Raw genomic sequence first — 15,819 nt, forward strand, 5'->3', positions numbered from 1 at the left:
CTCACCGGACCAGTGCGTCCAGCTCGGTCATCGCGGCGTCGTAGGCCTCGGCCATCGGCCCGACGACCCCCTCGACGGAGAAGGCGCGCTGCCGGGCGAGGCGGAAGAGCAGCATCTTGGAGCCGCCGACGACGTCGTCGAGGTGGGCGGCGGCCTTCTCGCCCTCCTCGCCGAAGAGCCACCGCACGTGCGCGGAGAGCAGCTCCATCGACGCTCCCACCATGCGCGGGTTGTGGAAGGCGTAGGCGTGGTAGTCCTCCGTCGAGCCCTCGAGCAGCACCGGCAGGTCGGCGGCCAGGGTCGCGGCGAACCGCACGAAGGGGTTGTCGGCCGGGCGTCGGGCGAGGAACTCGGCGAACCGGCCCCGCGCCACCGCCTTGAGCTCCTCACCGGTCGGCACCGGTCCGGCGCCGAAGCGGATCAGCTCGACGTACGTCGGCAGGTGGCCGTCGCCGTCGTAGGTCGCGAACAGCTTGTCGAAGTCCTCACCGCTGAGCTCGTGGTAGGCGGTGTTGTGGAAGTAGCGCAGGACCTTCGCCTCGACGTCGATCGACTCGGCGACGATCGTCGACTTCACGTGGGCGCTGCGGTAGGAGGTCGCGGCGACGTCGGGCAGGTAGAACGAGTCGACCTCCGGCATCACCGTCTGCCCGACCGCCAGGCGGGAGGCGATGAGGTCGGGGAAGCCGCGGTAGGGCTGCACCTCGTGCAGGTCGATGCCGTAGAGAGCGAACAGGTCGCCGGGGGTCGGCTTGAAGAAGGTCCACTGGTCGAGCTCGAGGTCGGCCATCACCGCGCCGCCGAGCATCGCCTCGGGCTCGAGGCCGGCCGAGGCGATCAGCTCGACCAGGCAGTCGACGTAGCAGTTGGTCTCGGAGTAGGTCCGCTCGTCGTCGTGCAGCGGGTGCACGGCGTACGCCGCGGGGTCGAGGTCGAAGAGTCGGACGAGGCTCACGCGGCTCACGCCTTCCTGGCGGTGGGGTTCGAGGACCGGGGTGGAGAGGTCAGGGGCAGCTGACGGGACAGGAACGCCGTCGCGCGCTCGTAGCCGAGCAGCTGCGCACGGCGCGAGAGCAGCGAGTGGTCGATGGCGTCGTCGTCGGTGAAGCCGAAGCGCCCGGTGCGCCGCATCCACCAGAACAGCGGACGCAGGGCGTAGACCTCGGTGAAGTGCTGCGCGTCGTCGTGACAGGCGATGACCTCGACGGCCGTGCCGCGGCGCAGGACGCGCCACAGGATCAGCAACGGGGCGTGCCACAGCGCGAACTCGCGGTAGATGCGCCAGATGCCGCCCGCCAGGATCCGCCGGTGCCGTGCCAGTCGGGCGATCGGGGCGACCGGCAGGGCCGCGGCGCGGCGCCGGTCGGTGTAGACGGCGGTGCCCTTGGCCGCGGGGTAGAGCGTGAGGCGCGGGTTGATGGCGAAGACCGCGTCGACGTGCTCCCACATCGCGACCTCGAGGGCGGAGTAGGAGCCGGAGCAGAGCCCGACGATGCCGACGCGGGCGCCGTCGGCGCGCAGCTCGGTGACGAGGTGGCGCATGTCGTCGATCCACTCCGGGGCGAACGCCCGGTCGTCGGCCTGCCCGGGCGGCGTCGGGCTGTCGCCGACCCCGCTCTGGTCGATGCGCACCACGCGGTAGCCCTGGGCGGCCCACCGGCGCGCCCACTCGACCCAGCGGCGGCCGGGGCCGATGTGGTGCTCGGCGGCGACGTTGACCAGGACGACCCACGGCACCGGCCCGTGGGCGGAGCGCTCGGCGAGGTCGAGCGGCTCGTCGACGATGCCGACGATGCGCGCGGGCCCGGAGCGGGCCACCCGCTCACGCACCGGCGAGCCACCGTCGGCCTCCGACCCGATCACGACCGCGCGCTCCTCGGGTGCCTTGACCGGCACCGGCGCCTGGTCGGCGAAGCCGTCGGCCACGAACTCCACGACCCGGCGCAGCGGCGCCTCGGGCACGACGCTCAGCTCGGGGGGTACGTCGAGCAGCTGGCCCTGGCCGTCGGCGGCACCGGTCTCGAGCCGCTCCCCCTCGGCCTGCATCCGCGTCGACAGTGCGGGAGCGACCGGGCGGTCGACGCGGGTCAGCAGCAGGGTCCGCTCGGCGAGCGGCCGCGTGGCGGGCAGCTTGCCGAGGTCGACGCGGCGCAGCCCCGAGGCGGTCGCGGTGTCGTACTGGAACCCCGGCGTGTGGCGCCACCCCTCCTCGAGCCCCTCGGCCGAGTCGGCGTTCTCACCGAAGCCGAAGAGCGCCTCGCCCTCGCGCAGGAAGGTGCGCCCCGAGACGCAGGGGTCCCAGAGCACGAGCGAGGAGAACGCCGGCTCCTCGCCCGCCGCGGCGTGGACGCCGGCGAGCGTGGCGCCGAGGCGCATCCCGACGGCGGCGACCCCGGGCTCGGCGGGGACGCCGAGGTCGAGCAGGTGCTGGCGGGCCGCCTCGATCGAGGCGAGCCAGGCCTCGACCCGATCGGGCTCGTCCTGCAGCCCGGCCGAGTCGCCGGTGCCGTCGTAGTCGAAGCGCAGCGCGACCAGCCCGCGTCCCGCGAGGGCCTCGGCGAGCCGGCGGAACGTGCGGTGCGCGGCGCGCCCCTCCTCGCCGACCGGCGGGCACAGCACGACCCCGCCGCGCGCTGTGCCGTCAGACGGCCGCGAGACCCAGCCCCACAGGGGCCGGTCCTCGGGTCCGAACCAGACCTGGGTGCTGGTGACCCCGCTCTCGACCCGGCTGACGTCCGCGGTCAGCACTGCAGGGCCGACCTCACCTCTGCGGGCCACCCCGCGACGTCGACCCCGTGGACGGCGAAGAGCGCGAGGGTGATCCGGTCGAGACCGAAGCCGATGCACGAGCTGTGGGCCGGGGTGCCGTCGGCCAGGTGCAGGCCGAAGGTGTCCCCGAAGTGGTCCTCGTGGTAGTTCGAGGAGCCGATGGCGGTCGGGCGCACGTCGGTGAGGTCGACGACCATCTCGTACTTCAGCGACGACTCGAGCTGGTTGGCCGCGAGCATCTTGCCGACCCGGCCGAAGAAGGGGTCGTTGGCGGCCTCGGAGCGCACCGGCAGCCCGAGCTCGCCGAGCGCCGCGAGCCCGCGGTCGAGCCACTCGTCGCGGTGGGCGAGGGCCTGCGCCGGGGTGCCGATGCGGACGTACTCGTAGATGCGGAACATCTGCATCCGGGCCGGGTCGAGGCTCGGCTCGTGGCGGAACGACCAGCCGCTGCACTCTTCGTCCAGCCCGTCCTCGGGCACGTCGGTGGGCAGGGTGCCGTAGAGCGGGTGGCAGACCGAGGAGGGCAGCACGACCTCGCCGGGCGTCAGGTGCGAGGTCCAGTCGCCGCCGTCCTCGAGGACGGCGAGCAGCGCGCGGTGCTCCTTGTCGGTGCCGTCGAAGACGTCGATGGAGCCGACGAGGTCGGGGAAGGAGCGCAGGTAGTCGGTCTTGAGGAACTCCTCGCGCGGCATGACCGGCGGGAACCACCGGCGCGGCGCGTCGGTCGCGACGCGCTTGCCCATGACGTGCTGCTCGACGCCGCGCAGGACCCGCTCCCAGTCCCAGGAGCGGTGGTAGACGCCGTCGACCGCGGTGGTCCGGAAGACCCCGGCCTCCTCGAGCGTCGTGCGCAGGTCGTCGGGGGTGGTGTACGGCGCCCCGCCCTCGGCCATCAGAACTCCCGCTGCATCAGCGCGAGCTGGGCGGTGTTGCCGGCGATGCGGTCGTTGTTGACCATCACGGCCGCGCCGTGGGCGTCGCGCAGCAGACGGCCGAGCGAGAACTCCGTGTCCTCGCGGTAGCCCTGGATGCCGCAGATCAGCAGCGCCTGGTTGACCACGTCGACGACCTCGGTCGAGGCCGAGATCTTCAGGGTGTTGATCGCGACCATGAAGTCGATCGAGCCGAGCGCCTCCGGGTCGTCCTGGATCTGCTCGTAGCGGGTCATCATCGAGTCGACCGAGGCGGCGAACTCCTGACGCGTCACCATGAGCGCGGCGAGGCGGGCCGAGGCGGGCGGGGTCTGGCCGGGGTTCTTGCGGGCGGCCTTCTGCACGAAGCGCTGGGCGCGCCACGAGGCCTCCTCGGCGAGCCCGAGCCACAGCGAGCCCCACAGCAGGTGGGCCACCGGCAGCATCGTCTGCGCCGAGATGTCGCCGAACGAGTCGTCGTGGATCAGCGCCGCGTCGCCGGTCGCCTCGAGGGTGAAGCCCAGCGAGCAGGTGCCGCGGAAGCCCATCGTGTCCCAGCCGCTGAGCGGTGTCAGGTGCACGGCGGCGGACTCGCAGACCGCGAGCACCTGGTCGCTGGCCGGGCTGTCCTCGGCGCGGCGGGCGGTCGTGAAGATCGCGTCGGCGTACTGGCCGTAGGAGATGACCGGCGCCTGCTTGGTGACCTTGAAGGTCTGGCCGGGGCCGTCGTCGCCGACGCGCTCGACGTAGCAGGAGGAGTTGCGGGTGTTGCCGCCGATGCCCACCTCGGTGGTCGCCGAGGCGAGCAGCAGCTGCTCCGCCGCGACGCGGCGGGCGTAGTCGCGCAGCGCCTCGGAGCGGCCGTGACGCACCAGGCTGGCCACCTGGATGTGGTGCATCGCGAGGATCATCGCCGAGGAGGCGCAGTAGCGCGCGACGGTGCGCACGATCGCCGCGGTGGTCCGCACGTCGTGGCCGAGGCCGCCGAGCTCGGTCGGCACCATCGCCCCGAGCAGGCGCTCGGCGCGGAACGCGTCGACGGTCTCCTTCGGGAACCGGCCCTCGCGGTCGACGTCGGCGGCGTGGACCGCCGCGGTCTCCTTGCCGATCCGGTGGGCGAGCGCGACGGCCTCGCGCAGCACGGACGGGTCGGTCGTGCCCGGGGCGGTGAGGATGCTCATCAGGCGCTCGCTCCCTCGACCTCGAGCTCGGCGAGCGCCGCGCGGATGTTGGCGATGGAGGCGAACGTCGACTTCTTCAGCATCTGCTGGGGGAACTCCACGTCCCACTCGTCCTCGCAGGCGAGCATGACCGTGACCGACGCGTGCGAGGTCATGCCTGCGGTGTAGAGGTCGTCGGTGTCGGAGAGCGACGCGACGTCGACGCCGAGCCGGGCGTGCTCGGCGAGGAGCGCGCGGATGGAGTCGGTGACGGTGCTGCTCATGCGGTGGTTCCCCCGTGCTCGGTGTGGTGGTCGGTGTGGTGGTCGTCGTGCTGATCGGTGTGCTGGTGGTGTGGGTCCGTGGTGGGCGCGACCATCGCCACGGCGACGGCCATCGCGTGGTCGCCGCTGTGGCTGAGGCTCACGTCGACGGGCCCGAGGCCGACAGCCTCGGCGAGATCGCGGGCGCGGTCTGTCAGGCGCACGACAGGCCGGCCGGCTTCTTGGTCGACCTCGACGGAGCGCAGGTCGACGCCGTCCGCGGTGCCGATCAGCTTGAGCACCGCCTCCTTGGCGGCGAACCGCGCAGCCAGCGAGGCCGCGCCGCCGATCCGGCCCGCACGCTGCTCGACCGGGGTGTAGACGCGGTCGAGGTAGCGGTCACCGAAGGTGCGGATCGCGTCCGCGACGTCCTCGATCCGCTGCAGGTCGCACCCCGTCCGGACCCGGGGTGGATGTGTGCGTGCCCGCATGGGCCCTCGTCCCCCAACGTGTGTGCACTGCTCCGTGCGCATTCATCATGCGCCCGTAGAGCCTATCGCCGCAGGTGGGGCGCGGTGGCGGCTTTGCACAGCCCGCCCACCCGTGTTCGTCGTCACCGGCGGGCGGACCCTAGGATTTCGCCATGACCGAGACCTCGCAGGACCGCGCCCCGGAGACGACGACGGCCGACCGTGCCGTCGACGTACCCGACAAGCCGGCCCTCGAGGGCCTCGAGGCGACCTGGTCGCAGCGGTGGAAGGACGACGACACCTACGCCTTCGACCGCACCGCAGAGCGCGCCGACGTCTACTCCATCGACACCCCGCCGCCCACCGTGAGCGGCAGCCTGCACGTGGGCCACGTCTTCTCCTACACCCACACCGACCTGATCGCCCGCTTCCAGCGGATGCGCGGGAAGTCGGTCTTCTACCCCATGGGCTGGGACGACAACGGCCTGCCGACCGAGCGCCGGGTGCAGAACTACTTCGGCGTGCGCTGCGACCCCTCGCTGCCCTACGACCCGGAGTTCACCCCGCCGGAGAAGCCCGACGCCAAGAAGCAGGTGCCGATCAGCCGGCCCAACTTCATCGAGCTGTGCGAGCGGCTCGTCGAGCAGGACGAGCAGGTCTTCGAGTCCCTGTGGCGCACCCTCGGCCTCTCGGTCGACTGGTCACAGCACTACACGACGATCGGCGCCAAGGCGCAGACCGTCAGCCAGCGGGCGTTCCTGCGCAACTTCGCCCGCGGGGAGGCCTACCTCCAGGAAGCGCCGACCCTGTGGGACGTCACCTTCCAGACCGCGGTCGCGCAGGCCGAGCTCGAGGCCCGTGACTACGCCGGCGCCTACCACCGCGTCGCGTTCCACCGCCCCGACGGTGAGCGGGTCTTCATCGAGACCACGCGTCCCGAGCTGATCCCCTCGGTCGTCGCCCTGATCGCGCACCCCGACGACGAGCGCTACCAGCCGCTGTTCGGCAGCACCGTCACCTCGCCCGTCTTCGGCGTCGAGATCCCGGTGCTCCCCCACCCCGCCGCCGAGCCCGACAAGGGCTCGGGCCTCGTCATGTGCTGCACCTTCGGCGACCTCACCGACGTGCAGTGGTGGCGCGAGCTCGACCTGCCGGTGCGCACCGTCATCGGCCGCGACGGCCGCCTGACCCGCGAGACGCCCGAGTGGCTGTCCCACGAGCCCGCGGCCACGGCGTACGAGGAGCTGAAGGGCAAGACCGCCTTCTCCGCGCGCGAGGCGGTCGTCGCGGCGCTGCGCGAGAGCGGCGACCTCGACGGCGACCCGGAGCCCACCCAGCGGATGACGAACTTCTACGAGAAGGGCGACAAGCCCCTCGAGATCGTCGCCACCCGTCAGTGGTACATCCGCAACGGCGGTCGCGACGCCGGCCTGCGCGCGGAGATGCTCGAGCGCAGCGGCGAGATCGAGTGGGTCCCGCCGCACATGAAGCACCGCTACGACAACTGGGTCGGCGGGCTGAACGGTGACTGGCTCATCTCGCGCCAGCGGTTCTTCGGCATCCCGTTCCCGGTGTGGTACCCCCTCGACGACGAGGGCGCCCCCGACTACGACCACCCCCTGCTGCCCCGCGAGGCCGACCTGCCGGTCGACCCGTCGACGCAGGCCCCGAGCGGCTACTCCGACGACCAGCGCGGCAAGCCCGGCGGGTTCATCGGCGACCCCGACGTGATGGACACCTGGGCGACCTCCTCGCTCACTCCGCAGATCGCCGGTGGCTGGGAGTCCGACCCCGACCTGTTCTCGCGGGTCTTCCCGATGGACCTGTGCACCCAGGCCCACGACATCATCCGCACCTGGCTCTTCGCCCGCGTGGTGCGTGCCCACTTCGAGCACCACGCCTCGCCGTGGAGCCACGCGCTGGTCTCGGGCTTCATCCTCGACCCCGACCGCAAGAAGATGTCGAAGTCGAAGGGCAACGTCGTCGTCCCGACCGACATCCTCGACAAGTTCGGCGCCGACGCCGTGCGCTGGCGCGCCGCGATGGCCCGTCCGGGCCTCGACTCGCCGTTCGACGAGACCCAGATGAAGGTCGGGCGCCGCCTGGCCATGAAGGTCCTCAACGCCTCCAAGTTCGTGCTGGGCAACGTCGGCGCGACCTCGCTCAACGCCTTCGAGGTCTCCGCCCCGGTCGACTGCGCGCTGCTCGGTCGCCTGGCCAACGTCGTCACGCGCGCCACCGAGGCGTTCGAGGCCTACGACTACACCACCGCCCTCGAGGTCACCGAGCGCTTCTTCTGGGAGTTCTGCGACGACTACCTGGAGCTGGTCAAGGAGCGCGCCTACTCGGAGGAACCTGCCGACGCGACCGCCACCGCCTCGGCCCAGGCGACGCTCGCGATCGCCCTCGAGGTGCAGCTGCGCCTGCTCGCGCCGTTCCTGCCCTACGTGACCGAGGAGGTCTGGTCGTGGTGGCGCGAGGGCTCGATCCACCGCGCCCCGTGGCCCTCCGTCGTCGACCTCGGGGCCGCTGCCGCGGCGGACGCCTCGATGATCGACGCCGTCGCCGCCGCCCTCATCGGCATCCGCGGCGCCAAGTCGACGGCCAAGGTCTCGATGCGCGCCGAGCTGTCACGCGTCGAGATCTCCGGTCCCGAGGAGCTCGTGCGCGCCGCCGAGTCCGCCGCCGACGACCTGCGCCGCACCGGCCGCATCACCGGTGACCTCGTCTTCACGGTCTCCCCCGACGCCACCGAGCTCAGCGTCGACGCCGAGCTCGCCCCCGTCGCCGAGGGCTGACGGGGGCGGCGGAATCCCAGCATCTGCTGGGATCGCCAACGTTCTGGGGTGTTGCAACACCCCAGAACGTCAGGAACCCCAGCAGATGCTGGGGTTCTCGTGACGCGTGTGACGTGCCTGGCGGTACGCCGGGTCGGGCGGGAGGTCAGCCCTGGTGGGGCGCGTGGAGCGTCTGGGGGGCGCGGGAGTGCTCGGCGAGCATCTGGACGCCGCGACGCAGGCCGCCGACGAGGTCACCGGCGGCGAAACGGGACTGCATCTCGGCGACCGCGAACTCGACCTGACGGTCCGAGAGGGTACGACGCACGTCGGCCCCGGTGACCACCTCGACTGCGCGGGCCTCGGGGTCGACCATCACCAGGACGCTGCGCGCGGGCGCGACGAGCGAGCCGTGCAGCCCCTCGGCGAAGCCGCGGGGGTCACCCTCGGCGCGCCCGACGAAGACGGAGAACTCGACGCGGGAGACGCGCTCGGCCAGACGGATGGTCTCGTCGAGAGCGGCGCGCTCGGAGGACGAGAAGCGCTCACCAGCGGCCACTGGCACCGCCGGTCTGGGACTCCGCGTCGGCGGAGGCGGTGGAGGTGCTGGAGCCGGCGCTCAGCTGTCCGGCGTCGCCGCGCGGACCGCCGAGCCACTGGTTCTGCATCGGCTGCGCACCGGGGGCGATCCGCTCCCCGCGCGCCAGCGCCGGGGCGTAGATCGCGAGCCCGATCAGGATGAACAGCAGCACCGGGATGCCGCCGAGCACCAGCAGGGCGTGGACGATGCTGACCTGGTCGGGATCGCTCCACCCGACCGGCACGTCCATCGGGATCAAGGCCGGGACGGCATCTGCCAGGGCGGTCGACGACAGGCTCACAGGGCGAGGATATCGGTGTCGTGCACCTGCTCGCGCCACGGTCCGGTCGACGTCGTGCGAGGTGCCGACGGTCACACCCCGAGCCGGGTCGGACGCCGGGTCGGACGCCTGGTCGGACGCCGTGTCCGCACCGACCCCCGGGGACCGTCGTCCTCACCCACCGCTCGACATACTGGGCGCCATGCTTGTGCTCGCCGCCACCAGTCCGTGCGACTCCGAGGAGCAGACCTGCAACGTCGCCTTCGACCTGTGGCCCAACGACACCTTCGCCCGGGTCGCGGACGTCGTCATCGGCAAGCCGCTGGCCCTGCTGGGTCTGCTGGCGCTGGGCGTGCTCGTGCGGTTCGTGCTGCACCGGATCGTCGACCGCGTCGTCGTCGGAGCCGAGGACGGCGTGCTCAGCACCGACCGGTCCGGGCGCACGCGCCGCTTCTCGCGCAAGCGTCAGCACGACCTGACGCCGGCCGAGGAGGCCCGCGACATGTCGGTGCGCAACCGTCGCATCCAGCGGGCCAAGACGATGGGCAGCCTGCTCAAGAGCATCATCACGGGCGTCCTGGTCGCGATCTTCGGCACGATGATGCTGAGCGAGCTCGGGGTCAACATCGCCCCGATCATCGCCAGCGCCGGCATCATCGGCATCGCGCTCGGCTTCGGCGCCCAGTCGCTGGTCAAGGACTTCCTCTCGGGCATCTTCATGATCTTCGAGGACCAGTACGGCGTCGGTGACGTCGTCGACGTCGGCGAGGCCACGGGCACCGTCGAGGCGGTGAGCCTGCGGGTGACGCGGCTGCGGGACCTCGACGGGACGGTCTGGTACGTCCCCAACGGCGAGATCCTGCGCGTCGGCAACAAGAGCCAGAACTGGTCGCGCGCGGTGGTCGACGTCGGCGTCGCCTACGGCGAGGACCTCGCCCGGGTCACGACGGTTCTCACCGAGGTCGCCCACGCGATGTGGGAGGACGACGACTTCCGCCACGTGATCATCGAGGAGCCGGAGGTGACCGGCGTCGAGGCGCTGATGGCCGACTCGGTCACGCTGCGCGTGCTGGTCAAGACGGCCCCGCTCGAGCAGTGGGCGGTCGCCCGCGAGCTGCGCCAGCGGATCAAGGCCCGCTTCGACCACGAGGGCATCGAGATCCCGTTCGCTCAGCGGGTGGTCTGGCACCGCGACGACGAGCGCCACAAGGCGACTCCCCCGCCCGCTCGCGACGGCGCCCGCGACGACGCCCGCGACGACGCCCGGGACGACAACGGCGCCGGCACGGCCTGAGCCGCGCCGGCGCCGCCGGGTCGTCGTACGTCGGGAGTGGGGTCGGGTCGGGTCGGGTCGGTAGCCTCAGGCCAGCGAGGCCGAGAGGGTGATGGTGGTGCCGGCGAGCGCCTGCGAGACCGGGCAGCCGGCCTTGGCGGCCTCCGCGGCCTCGACGAACTCCTCCTCGCTCATGCCCTCGACGGTGCCGACGACCGTCAGCCGGATCTCGGTGATGCCGGTCCCCGGCACGAAGTCGACCTCGGCGGAGGTCTCGAGCTTCTGCGGGGCGTGATCGGCCTTGGCCAGTCCGTTGGACAGCGCCATCGAGAAGCAGGCCGAGTGGGCCGCCGCGATGAGCTCCTCGGGGCTCGTCTTGCCGTTCGGCTCCTCCGAGCGCGCCGGCCAGGAGACGTCGTAGGTGCCGAGGCCCGAGGAGGCCAGCTCGACGGTGCCGGAGCCCTCGAAGAGGGAGCCCTGCCAGGTGGTGTTCGCCTTGCGTGTGGTCGCCATGCTCCGAGTCTTGCAGAGCGGGTGCGAGGGGCGTTCGGGCCGCTCGGCACAATGGGGCAGGTGAGTTTCTACGACGAGATCGGCGGCGAGGAGACGATCCGTCGCATCGTCGGCCGCTTCTACGCCGGGGTGGCCGACGACCCGGTGCTGCGACCGCTCTACCCCGAGGAGGACCTCGGCCCCGCCGAGGAGCGCTTCGCGCTGTTCCTGATGCAGTACTGGGGCGGGCCGACCACCTACAGCGACGAGCGCGGCCACCCGCGCCTGCGGATGCGGCACGCGCCGTTCGCCGTCACCCCCCGGGCCCGCGACCACTGGCTGCTGCACTTCCGCGCCGGCCTCGACGAGGCTCTCGCCGAGGGTCGGATCACGCCGGAGCAGGACACCCAGTTCTGGGAGTACGTCACCCACGCGGCGCAGTTCATGGTCAACACGTTCGAGGAGCCCCAGAACACCGGATCCCAGGCCTGAGCAGGATTCTCGCGACGGCCCCGTGCACGCACAGCGGCCGGAATGGGTCGGCGCGACGGACCAGCAGATGCGTCGACCAGCAGAGAGCGTCGACCAGCAGAGTGCGTCAGCGCGAGGGATGGAACGACGTCGTCGCGCGGGGGTCGTGGGGCACCACGACGATCTGGACGTCGTCCTCGTAGATGATCCGCCCCGGGTCCTCGACCTCGACGCGCTTACACGCCACGTCGTGTGCAGCCAGGATCTCCAGACAACGCGGAACGCGCTCGAGCAGATGAGTCGCGGAGGTCCTGAACCATGCGGTGGCGAGCGGGTTGAGGTGCTCGTCGTACACCGTGGGATCGCTGACGGAGGGATCCGGGTACGCGGCGTCGAACCAGTCGTTGCCGACGCGCCAGTCCTGCTCCTCTCGAGCGGTGAGCCGGCCGGCGCGGCCGAGCAGGTTCATCAGGCCGAAGACACCCGTGTGAACGCCTCGCTTCCCGGCAGTGGGCGACTGGAAGCGGATGTACACAGCGGCATTGGAGCACGGCGCTCCCCTCATCGAGCGCACGCCGCTCGTGGCCCGGAGCAGGAATGGCCCGCGCTGTCTGCGTGATCAGGGAGCCCCGCCCGGCTGCATCCTCCAGCCAGAGTCCGGGAGGCGAACGCGACCGGTGGGTAGGTCGGTCGGCGTGGTGCACCGGGGGCAGCCACGGCAGGGCCGGACGCTCCCACGCGACATGACCGCCCTGTCATCCCGGTGCCGGGATCCGGAAGGGGCTCGTGCGTGGACACGCGGCCACGAACGACAGAGACGGCTGAGGGCCATCTGCACCATGCGTCCGCGGATCGGCGACGTCGCCCCTCGACTCCCGGTGGACCGTACGGCTCAGCCATCGCAGCGCTCGGACGCTCGAATGCCCGAGACTGAGCGTCGTGAAGCCCTATCGGGTCAGGTTCATGGCCGAGGTCGGATGCGAGTACGCCCTCTGGGGCGACCCGTGGCGTCCGTGCCCGGCCAGCGGTGACCACGACGTCGAAGACCTGGAGCACGTGCTGCCTGTGTCGGACGACCTCCGCGATCGCATCCTCGCGTGGGCCGATCGCTACCGCCGCTACGACGGTGGCGAACGTGAGCTCGACATGTGGGACTTCGACGGGCGCGGCATGCACATGAGCAGAGAGTTGCAGCGTGAACTCGGACGGCAGTACGCCGTGCACTACTTCTTCACGTTCGCTGGTGCGCGCGCGAAGTGGCTGACCACCGTCGCAGACGATCCCTGCCCTGGATGGACTGCCTCGTGACGTCCGGCGGTGCCGCCCTGGCCTCCCCAGCCGTCCCCCGTCACCAGGTCGGCCCAGCCTCCATCGACCCGTCTCTGTGGAAGCGGTTGGTCGCACGACGCGTGGCGGGCTCCGGGGAGTCGGGACGCGCCTGGCTCGACGCGGCGAAGTTGACGCTGATCCGGGGCCCGGACGGAGCGCTCTGCTTGGGGACGCAGTGGCGCCAGTCGGTCTGGCAGCGCCCGCCCATCACGATCAGGTCGCCGGCGAGCGGGTGCCAGGTGCTGCTCATCCCGCCCTGGGTGGGCCGCACCAGGAAGCGACGGGCCGCGCCGAGGCTCAGCACGGGGACGATGCTGCTGCGCTTGAGCGCGGTCGCCCCGTCGCCGTGCCACCCGGTGCTGTCGCGGTGGTCGCGGTAGAGGTTGAGCCACAGGCGGTCGTAGGTCACGCCGTAGTGCGCGCTCAGCGCCCGCGCCACGGTCTGCAGCACCGCGGGTGCCTCGGCCAGGTCCGGGAACTCCGCGGTCAGTCGCGGCTCGTCGACGCGCCGGGTGTACATCCAGCGGTCGCGCTGCTCCCACTCCTCCAGCGCGTGGAGCTCCTCGAAGACGGCGTCGGCGCCGCGCAGCAACCCCGGGACGTGCTCGATCCAGGAGTGCTCGTCGAGCGAGACGCGGTAGGCGGACGCGAACGACTCGTCCACGGACGGCTCGCCCGCGTCGTCGGGCCCGCCGAAGAGCGGGAGGGCGGCGTCGGTCATGCGTCCAGGACTACCAGCGGCCACCGACAGGCGGCCTGCACCTACCGCGCGCCCGGACGGGTCACCGACTCGGCGGCCGCGCGTACGGCGGCCCGCACGGCCTCGAGCAGCGGCGTCCCCTCGGCGAGACCCACGGCCAGCGCGCCGCAGAAGCAGTCGCCGGCGCCCGTGGTGTCGACGGCGGCGACGCGGGGCGCCTCGACGTGCTCGACGGTCTCGGCGACGACGAGCGCCCCGTCGGCGCCCATCGTGACCACGACGACCCCGTCGAACGGGAGCGCTCGCACCTGGGCGACCACACCGTCGACGCCGGAGGCCTCCGGCTCCCCGACGAGATCGGCCAGCTCCCCGCGGTTGGGCACGAGCACGTCGGCTGCGGCGAGCAGCTCCCCCACGTCGTCCGGGCCCGGCGACGGTGCGGGGTTCAGCACCACCTCGCCGGTGGCGTGTGCGGCCGCCGCGAGCACGGCTGCGGTCGGCACCTCGAGCTGCAGCAGCACCACGGCCGCGTCGCGCACCTCGTCGCAGCGCACGTCGTCCGGGGTGAGCCCGGCGTTGGCGCCGGGGTCGACCACGATGAGGTTCTGCGACGCGTCGTCGAGCACGACGGTGGCCAGACCTGTCGACACCCTCGCCACCCGTCGGACCCGTGAGGTGTCGACACCGCGGCCGGCCAGGTCGTCGAGGCACAGGTCGGCACCGTCGTCGTCACCGACGGCACCCACCATGACGACGGCACCCGGTCGGCCCGAGGCGGCGGCCGCCGCCGCGGCCTGGTTGGCGCCCTTGCCGCCGGGCCCGAGCCGGGACGCACCCGTCCCGATGACGGTCGCCCCCGGCGCCGGCAGCTCCCGGACCGGGACGACCCGGTCGACGTTCAAGCTGCCGACGACGGCGACCGCGGGTGTGGCGCCACCGCGCGCCCCACCGGCACCGGACTCCTCCGCGATCATCCGGCAGCGCCGCCGTGCAGGTCGACAAGACCGGGAATGCGCACGCGGTCGCGGGACCAGACGACCTCGCCACCCTTCCGCCCTCTCGGGGTCGTGTAGGCGAGCATCTCGATCGTGACCGGTCCAGCGGGGGTGCAGCGGCTCGGCACCGTGAAGATCAACGAGTGGCGTCGGTCCGCCACCGTGGCTCGCACCCGGCAGCTGACGTAGCCCTCGGGATCATCGGTGCCCTCGACCACCATCTCGCCGCGCAGGTCGGAGGCCTTCAGCATGAGGAAGCCGAACGGCAGCCCGTCGCCGGCGGTCTCGACGTAGAGGAAGAAGTACTGGTCGAACCGCTCAGCGGTCGTGACCCGCCGCAGCCGCAGCGCGTAGGTCGAGCCCTCCGCTCCTGGAACGACGGTGAGCCGGGTCAGGTCGACGCTGTGCCGAGAGTCGCGGCCCAAACCAGGCTCGCCCGTCGCGATGCGGACGTCGTTGCGTGCGTCCTCATGGGTGATCGAGTCGCCTCCGTCGGCAGCGACGGGTCCGCCCTGGCCCGCGGCCGACGCTGCAAGGAGCACGGCGAGCAGCCGAGTGGCGAGGAGGCAGCGCACATGTCGATCCTGGCACGATCTGGGGCGGGCACGGCTGTGACGGGCTGGGCCGGCCCCGCGGGCAACCATCTCCCCGGGGGAGGCAGCGCGCCGCCGACGGAGGGGAGGCAGCGACGGCGATCACGAGACGGGCGCTGCTGACGGCGGGCGCGACGGGCGCGGTCGCGGCAGGGGCTGCGGCGGGCGTCGCCGAGGGCGTGCTGCCCGGGCGGACGTCGCTCTACCGCCACCTCCACCTCGACGGACCGGACGGGGTGGTGCCGACCTCGAGCACCGGCGAGACCGAGAACGGCGTGCTCACCTCGCGGGCTCGCAACGGCCGGCGGTGCGGCTGGAGCATCGCCTGTCCGGCGGGTCCGCGGGCGGGGCTGCCGGTCGTGGTCGTGCTGCACGGGCGCGGCGGCGACCACTCCTCGGCCTTCTCCCCCACTTACCTCGGCCTCGACCGGTTCCGCGACGCGACCGTCGTGACCGGTGTGCCGGCGTACGCCCTGGCGAGCGTCGACGGCGGCGAGGAGTACTGGCACGCCCGCGCCGACGGCGACGACCCCGCCGCGATGGTGGTGGACGAGTTCCTCCCGCTCCTCGCCGAGCGCGGCCTCGACACCTCCCGTCTCGGGTTGCTCGGCAGGTCGATGGGCGGGTACGGCGCACTGCACCTCGCAGGGGTGCTCGGCCGCGACCGGGTTAGCGCCGTCGCCGCGATGAGCCCGGCCCTCTGGCGCGACTACGCCGACACCGCACCCGGGGCGTAGGACGGCCCGCAGGACTTCG

18 protein-coding genes are annotated in these 15,819 nt (G+C 72.3%); 5 read left to right on the plus strand and 13 right to left on the minus strand.

What is annotated here, in order from left to right; genetic code table 11:
- Nucleotide 1: 1 nt before the first annotated feature.
- The 6 genes from GRQ65_RS01560 to GRQ65_RS01585 are packed head-to-tail and all read right to left on the minus strand — an operon-like array spanning nt 2 to nt 5,594.
- Nucleotides 2-955 (minus strand): DUF1839 family protein, encoded by a 954-nt coding sequence (locus GRQ65_RS01560; protein ID WP_160874450.1) that lies wholly within the window; start codon nt 953-955, stop codon nt 2-4.
- 5 nt (nt 956-960) lie between these two features.
- Nucleotides 961-2,748, minus strand: coding sequence for a hypothetical protein (locus GRQ65_RS01565; RefSeq protein WP_160874452.1), 1,788 nt, complete (start codon nt 2,746-2,748; stop codon nt 961-963).
- Nucleotides 2,742-3,662 carry an amino acid--[acyl-carrier-protein] ligase gene (locus GRQ65_RS01570; RefSeq protein WP_160874454.1) on the minus strand — a complete coding sequence of 307 codons (921 nt, stop codon included), beginning with the start codon at nt 3,660-3,662 and terminating at the stop codon, nt 2,742-2,744. The genes GRQ65_RS01565 and GRQ65_RS01570 overlap by 7 nt, the downstream gene beginning before the upstream one ends.
- Complete coding sequence (locus GRQ65_RS01575; RefSeq protein WP_160874456.1) at nt 3,662-4,861, minus strand: acyl-CoA dehydrogenase family protein; 1,200 nt, start codon at nt 4,859-4,861, stop codon at nt 3,662-3,664. The genes GRQ65_RS01570 and GRQ65_RS01575 overlap by 1 nt, the downstream gene beginning before the upstream one ends.
- Nucleotides 4,861-5,124: an acyl carrier protein gene (locus GRQ65_RS01580; RefSeq protein ID WP_160874458.1), complete on the minus strand. Its 264-nt coding sequence runs from the start codon at nt 5,122-5,124 to the stop codon at nt 4,861-4,863. The genes GRQ65_RS01575 and GRQ65_RS01580 overlap by 1 nt, the downstream gene beginning before the upstream one ends.
- Nucleotides 5,121-5,594 (minus strand): holo-ACP synthase, encoded by a 474-nt coding sequence (locus tag GRQ65_RS01585; protein WP_160874460.1) that lies wholly within the window; start codon nt 5,592-5,594, stop codon nt 5,121-5,123. The genes GRQ65_RS01580 and GRQ65_RS01585 overlap by 4 nt, the downstream gene beginning before the upstream one ends.
- 152 nt (nt 5,595-5,746) lie before the next feature.
- Here GRQ65_RS01585 and valS point away from each other — a divergent pair, with 152 nt between their 5' ends.
- On the plus strand, nt 5,747-8,371 hold the full coding sequence (gene valS, locus GRQ65_RS01590; protein WP_160874462.1) for a valine--tRNA ligase: 2,625 nt from the start codon (nt 5,747-5,749) through the stop codon (nt 8,369-8,371).
- Between the two features lie 145 nt (nt 8,372-8,516).
- Here the strand turns inward: valS and GRQ65_RS01595 are convergent, their stop codons facing one another.
- Together GRQ65_RS01595 and GRQ65_RS01600 are read right to left on the minus strand one after the other, a co-directional pair.
- A complete protein-coding gene (locus GRQ65_RS01595; RefSeq protein ID WP_337191419.1) occupies nt 8,517-8,915 on the minus strand; it encodes a DUF5130 family protein in 399 nt (132 codons plus the stop codon).
- Nucleotides 8,896-9,231 carry a hypothetical protein gene (locus GRQ65_RS01600; protein WP_160874464.1) on the minus strand — a complete coding sequence of 112 codons (336 nt, stop codon included), beginning with the start codon at nt 9,229-9,231 and terminating at the stop codon, nt 8,896-8,898. The genes GRQ65_RS01595 and GRQ65_RS01600 overlap by 20 nt, the downstream gene beginning before the upstream one ends.
- 181 nt (nt 9,232-9,412) lie before the next feature.
- Here GRQ65_RS01600 and GRQ65_RS01605 point away from each other — a divergent pair, with 181 nt between their 5' ends.
- Complete coding sequence (locus GRQ65_RS01605) at nt 9,413-10,504, plus strand: mechanosensitive ion channel family protein (RefSeq protein WP_160874466.1); 1,092 nt, start codon at nt 9,413-9,415, stop codon at nt 10,502-10,504.
- Nucleotides 10,505-10,570: 66 nt separating this feature from the next.
- On the opposite strand, the gene GRQ65_RS01610 is transcribed toward GRQ65_RS01605, so the two are convergent.
- Nucleotides 10,571-10,996: an OsmC family peroxiredoxin gene (locus GRQ65_RS01610; RefSeq protein ID WP_160874468.1), complete on the minus strand. Its 426-nt coding sequence runs from the start codon at nt 10,994-10,996 to the stop codon at nt 10,571-10,573.
- A 51-nt stretch (nt 10,997-11,047) separates the two neighbouring features.
- On the opposite strand from GRQ65_RS01610, the gene GRQ65_RS01615 reads away from it, so the two are divergent.
- Nucleotides 11,048-11,467, plus strand: a complete 420-nt coding sequence (locus tag GRQ65_RS01615; RefSeq protein WP_160874470.1) for a globin — start codon at nt 11,048-11,050, stop codon at nt 11,465-11,467.
- Between the two features lie 106 nt (nt 11,468-11,573).
- Here the strand turns inward: GRQ65_RS01615 and GRQ65_RS01620 are convergent, their stop codons facing one another.
- The gene (locus GRQ65_RS01620) at nt 11,574-11,981 is read right to left on the minus strand and encodes a hypothetical protein (RefSeq protein ID WP_202387033.1); all 408 of its coding nucleotides are present in this window, start codon (nt 11,979-11,981) and stop codon (nt 11,574-11,576) included.
- Nucleotides 11,982-12,385: 404 nt separating this feature from the next.
- Here GRQ65_RS01620 and GRQ65_RS01625 point away from each other — a divergent pair, with 404 nt between their 5' ends.
- A complete protein-coding gene (locus GRQ65_RS01625) occupies nt 12,386-12,754 on the plus strand; it encodes an immunity protein CdiI family protein (protein ID WP_160874472.1) in 369 nt (122 codons plus the stop codon).
- A gap of 40 nt (nt 12,755-12,794) precedes the next feature.
- On the opposite strand, the gene GRQ65_RS01630 is transcribed toward GRQ65_RS01625, so the two are convergent.
- The 3 genes from GRQ65_RS01630 to GRQ65_RS01640 are packed head-to-tail and all read right to left on the minus strand — an operon-like array spanning nt 12,795 to nt 15,045.
- Nucleotides 12,795-13,496, minus strand: coding sequence for an alpha-ketoglutarate-dependent dioxygenase AlkB (locus GRQ65_RS01630; RefSeq protein WP_160874474.1), 702 nt, complete (start codon nt 13,494-13,496; stop codon nt 12,795-12,797).
- 41 nt (nt 13,497-13,537) lie between these two features.
- A complete protein-coding gene (locus tag GRQ65_RS01635; RefSeq protein ID WP_160874476.1) occupies nt 13,538-14,449 on the minus strand; it encodes a PfkB family carbohydrate kinase in 912 nt (303 codons plus the stop codon).
- Complete coding sequence (locus tag GRQ65_RS01640) at nt 14,446-15,045, minus strand: hypothetical protein (RefSeq protein WP_160874478.1); 600 nt, start codon at nt 15,043-15,045, stop codon at nt 14,446-14,448. Before GRQ65_RS01640 ends, GRQ65_RS01635 begins: the two co-directional genes overlap by 4 nt.
- A gap of 197 nt (nt 15,046-15,242) precedes the next feature.
- On the opposite strand from GRQ65_RS01640, the gene GRQ65_RS22360 reads away from it, so the two are divergent.
- On the plus strand, nt 15,243-15,800 hold the full coding sequence (locus GRQ65_RS22360) for an alpha/beta hydrolase-fold protein (protein WP_337191420.1): 558 nt from the start codon (nt 15,243-15,245) through the stop codon (nt 15,798-15,800).
- Nucleotides 15,801-15,819 lie beyond the last annotated feature (19 nt).

The sequence above is a fragment of the Nocardioides flavescens genome (assembly GCF_009823805.1).
Classification (GTDB): domain Bacteria; phylum Actinomycetota; class Actinomycetes; order Propionibacteriales; family Nocardioidaceae; genus Nocardioides; species Nocardioides flavescens.

What these genes read in the sequence shown, in the direction of transcription:
- GRQ65_RS01570 (WP_160874454.1), bottom strand. Translation starts at nt 3,662, where the DNA reads ATGGCCGAGGGCGGGGCGCCGTACACCACCCCCGACGACCTGCGCACG.
- GRQ65_RS01575 (WP_160874456.1), bottom strand. Translation starts at nt 4,861, where the DNA reads ATGAGCATCCTCACCGCCCCGGGCACGACCGACCCGTCCGTGCTGCGC.
- GRQ65_RS01580 (WP_160874458.1), bottom strand. Translation starts at nt 5,124, where the DNA reads ATGAGCAGCACCGTCACCGACTCCATCCGCGCGCTCCTCGCCGAGCAC.
- GRQ65_RS01585 (WP_160874460.1), bottom strand. Translation starts at nt 5,594, where the DNA reads ATGCGGGCACGCACACATCCACCCCGGGTCCGGACGGGGTGCGACCTG.
- valS (WP_160874462.1), top strand. Translation starts at nt 5,747, where the DNA reads ATGACCGAGACCTCGCAGGACCGCGCCCCGGAGACGACGACGGCCGAC.
- GRQ65_RS01605 (WP_160874466.1), top strand. Translation starts at nt 9,413, where the DNA reads ATGCTTGTGCTCGCCGCCACCAGTCCGTGCGACTCCGAGGAGCAGACC.
- GRQ65_RS01610 (WP_160874468.1), bottom strand. Translation starts at nt 10,996, where the DNA reads ATGGCGACCACACGCAAGGCGAACACCACCTGGCAGGGCTCCCTCTTC.
- GRQ65_RS01615 (WP_160874470.1), top strand. Translation starts at nt 11,048, where the DNA reads ATGGGGCAGGTGAGTTTCTACGACGAGATCGGCGGCGAGGAGACGATC.
- GRQ65_RS01630 (WP_160874474.1), bottom strand. Translation starts at nt 13,496, where the DNA reads ATGACCGACGCCGCCCTCCCGCTCTTCGGCGGGCCCGACGACGCGGGC.
- GRQ65_RS01635 (WP_160874476.1), bottom strand. Translation starts at nt 14,449, where the DNA reads ATGATCGCGGAGGAGTCCGGTGCCGGTGGGGCGCGCGGTGGCGCCACA.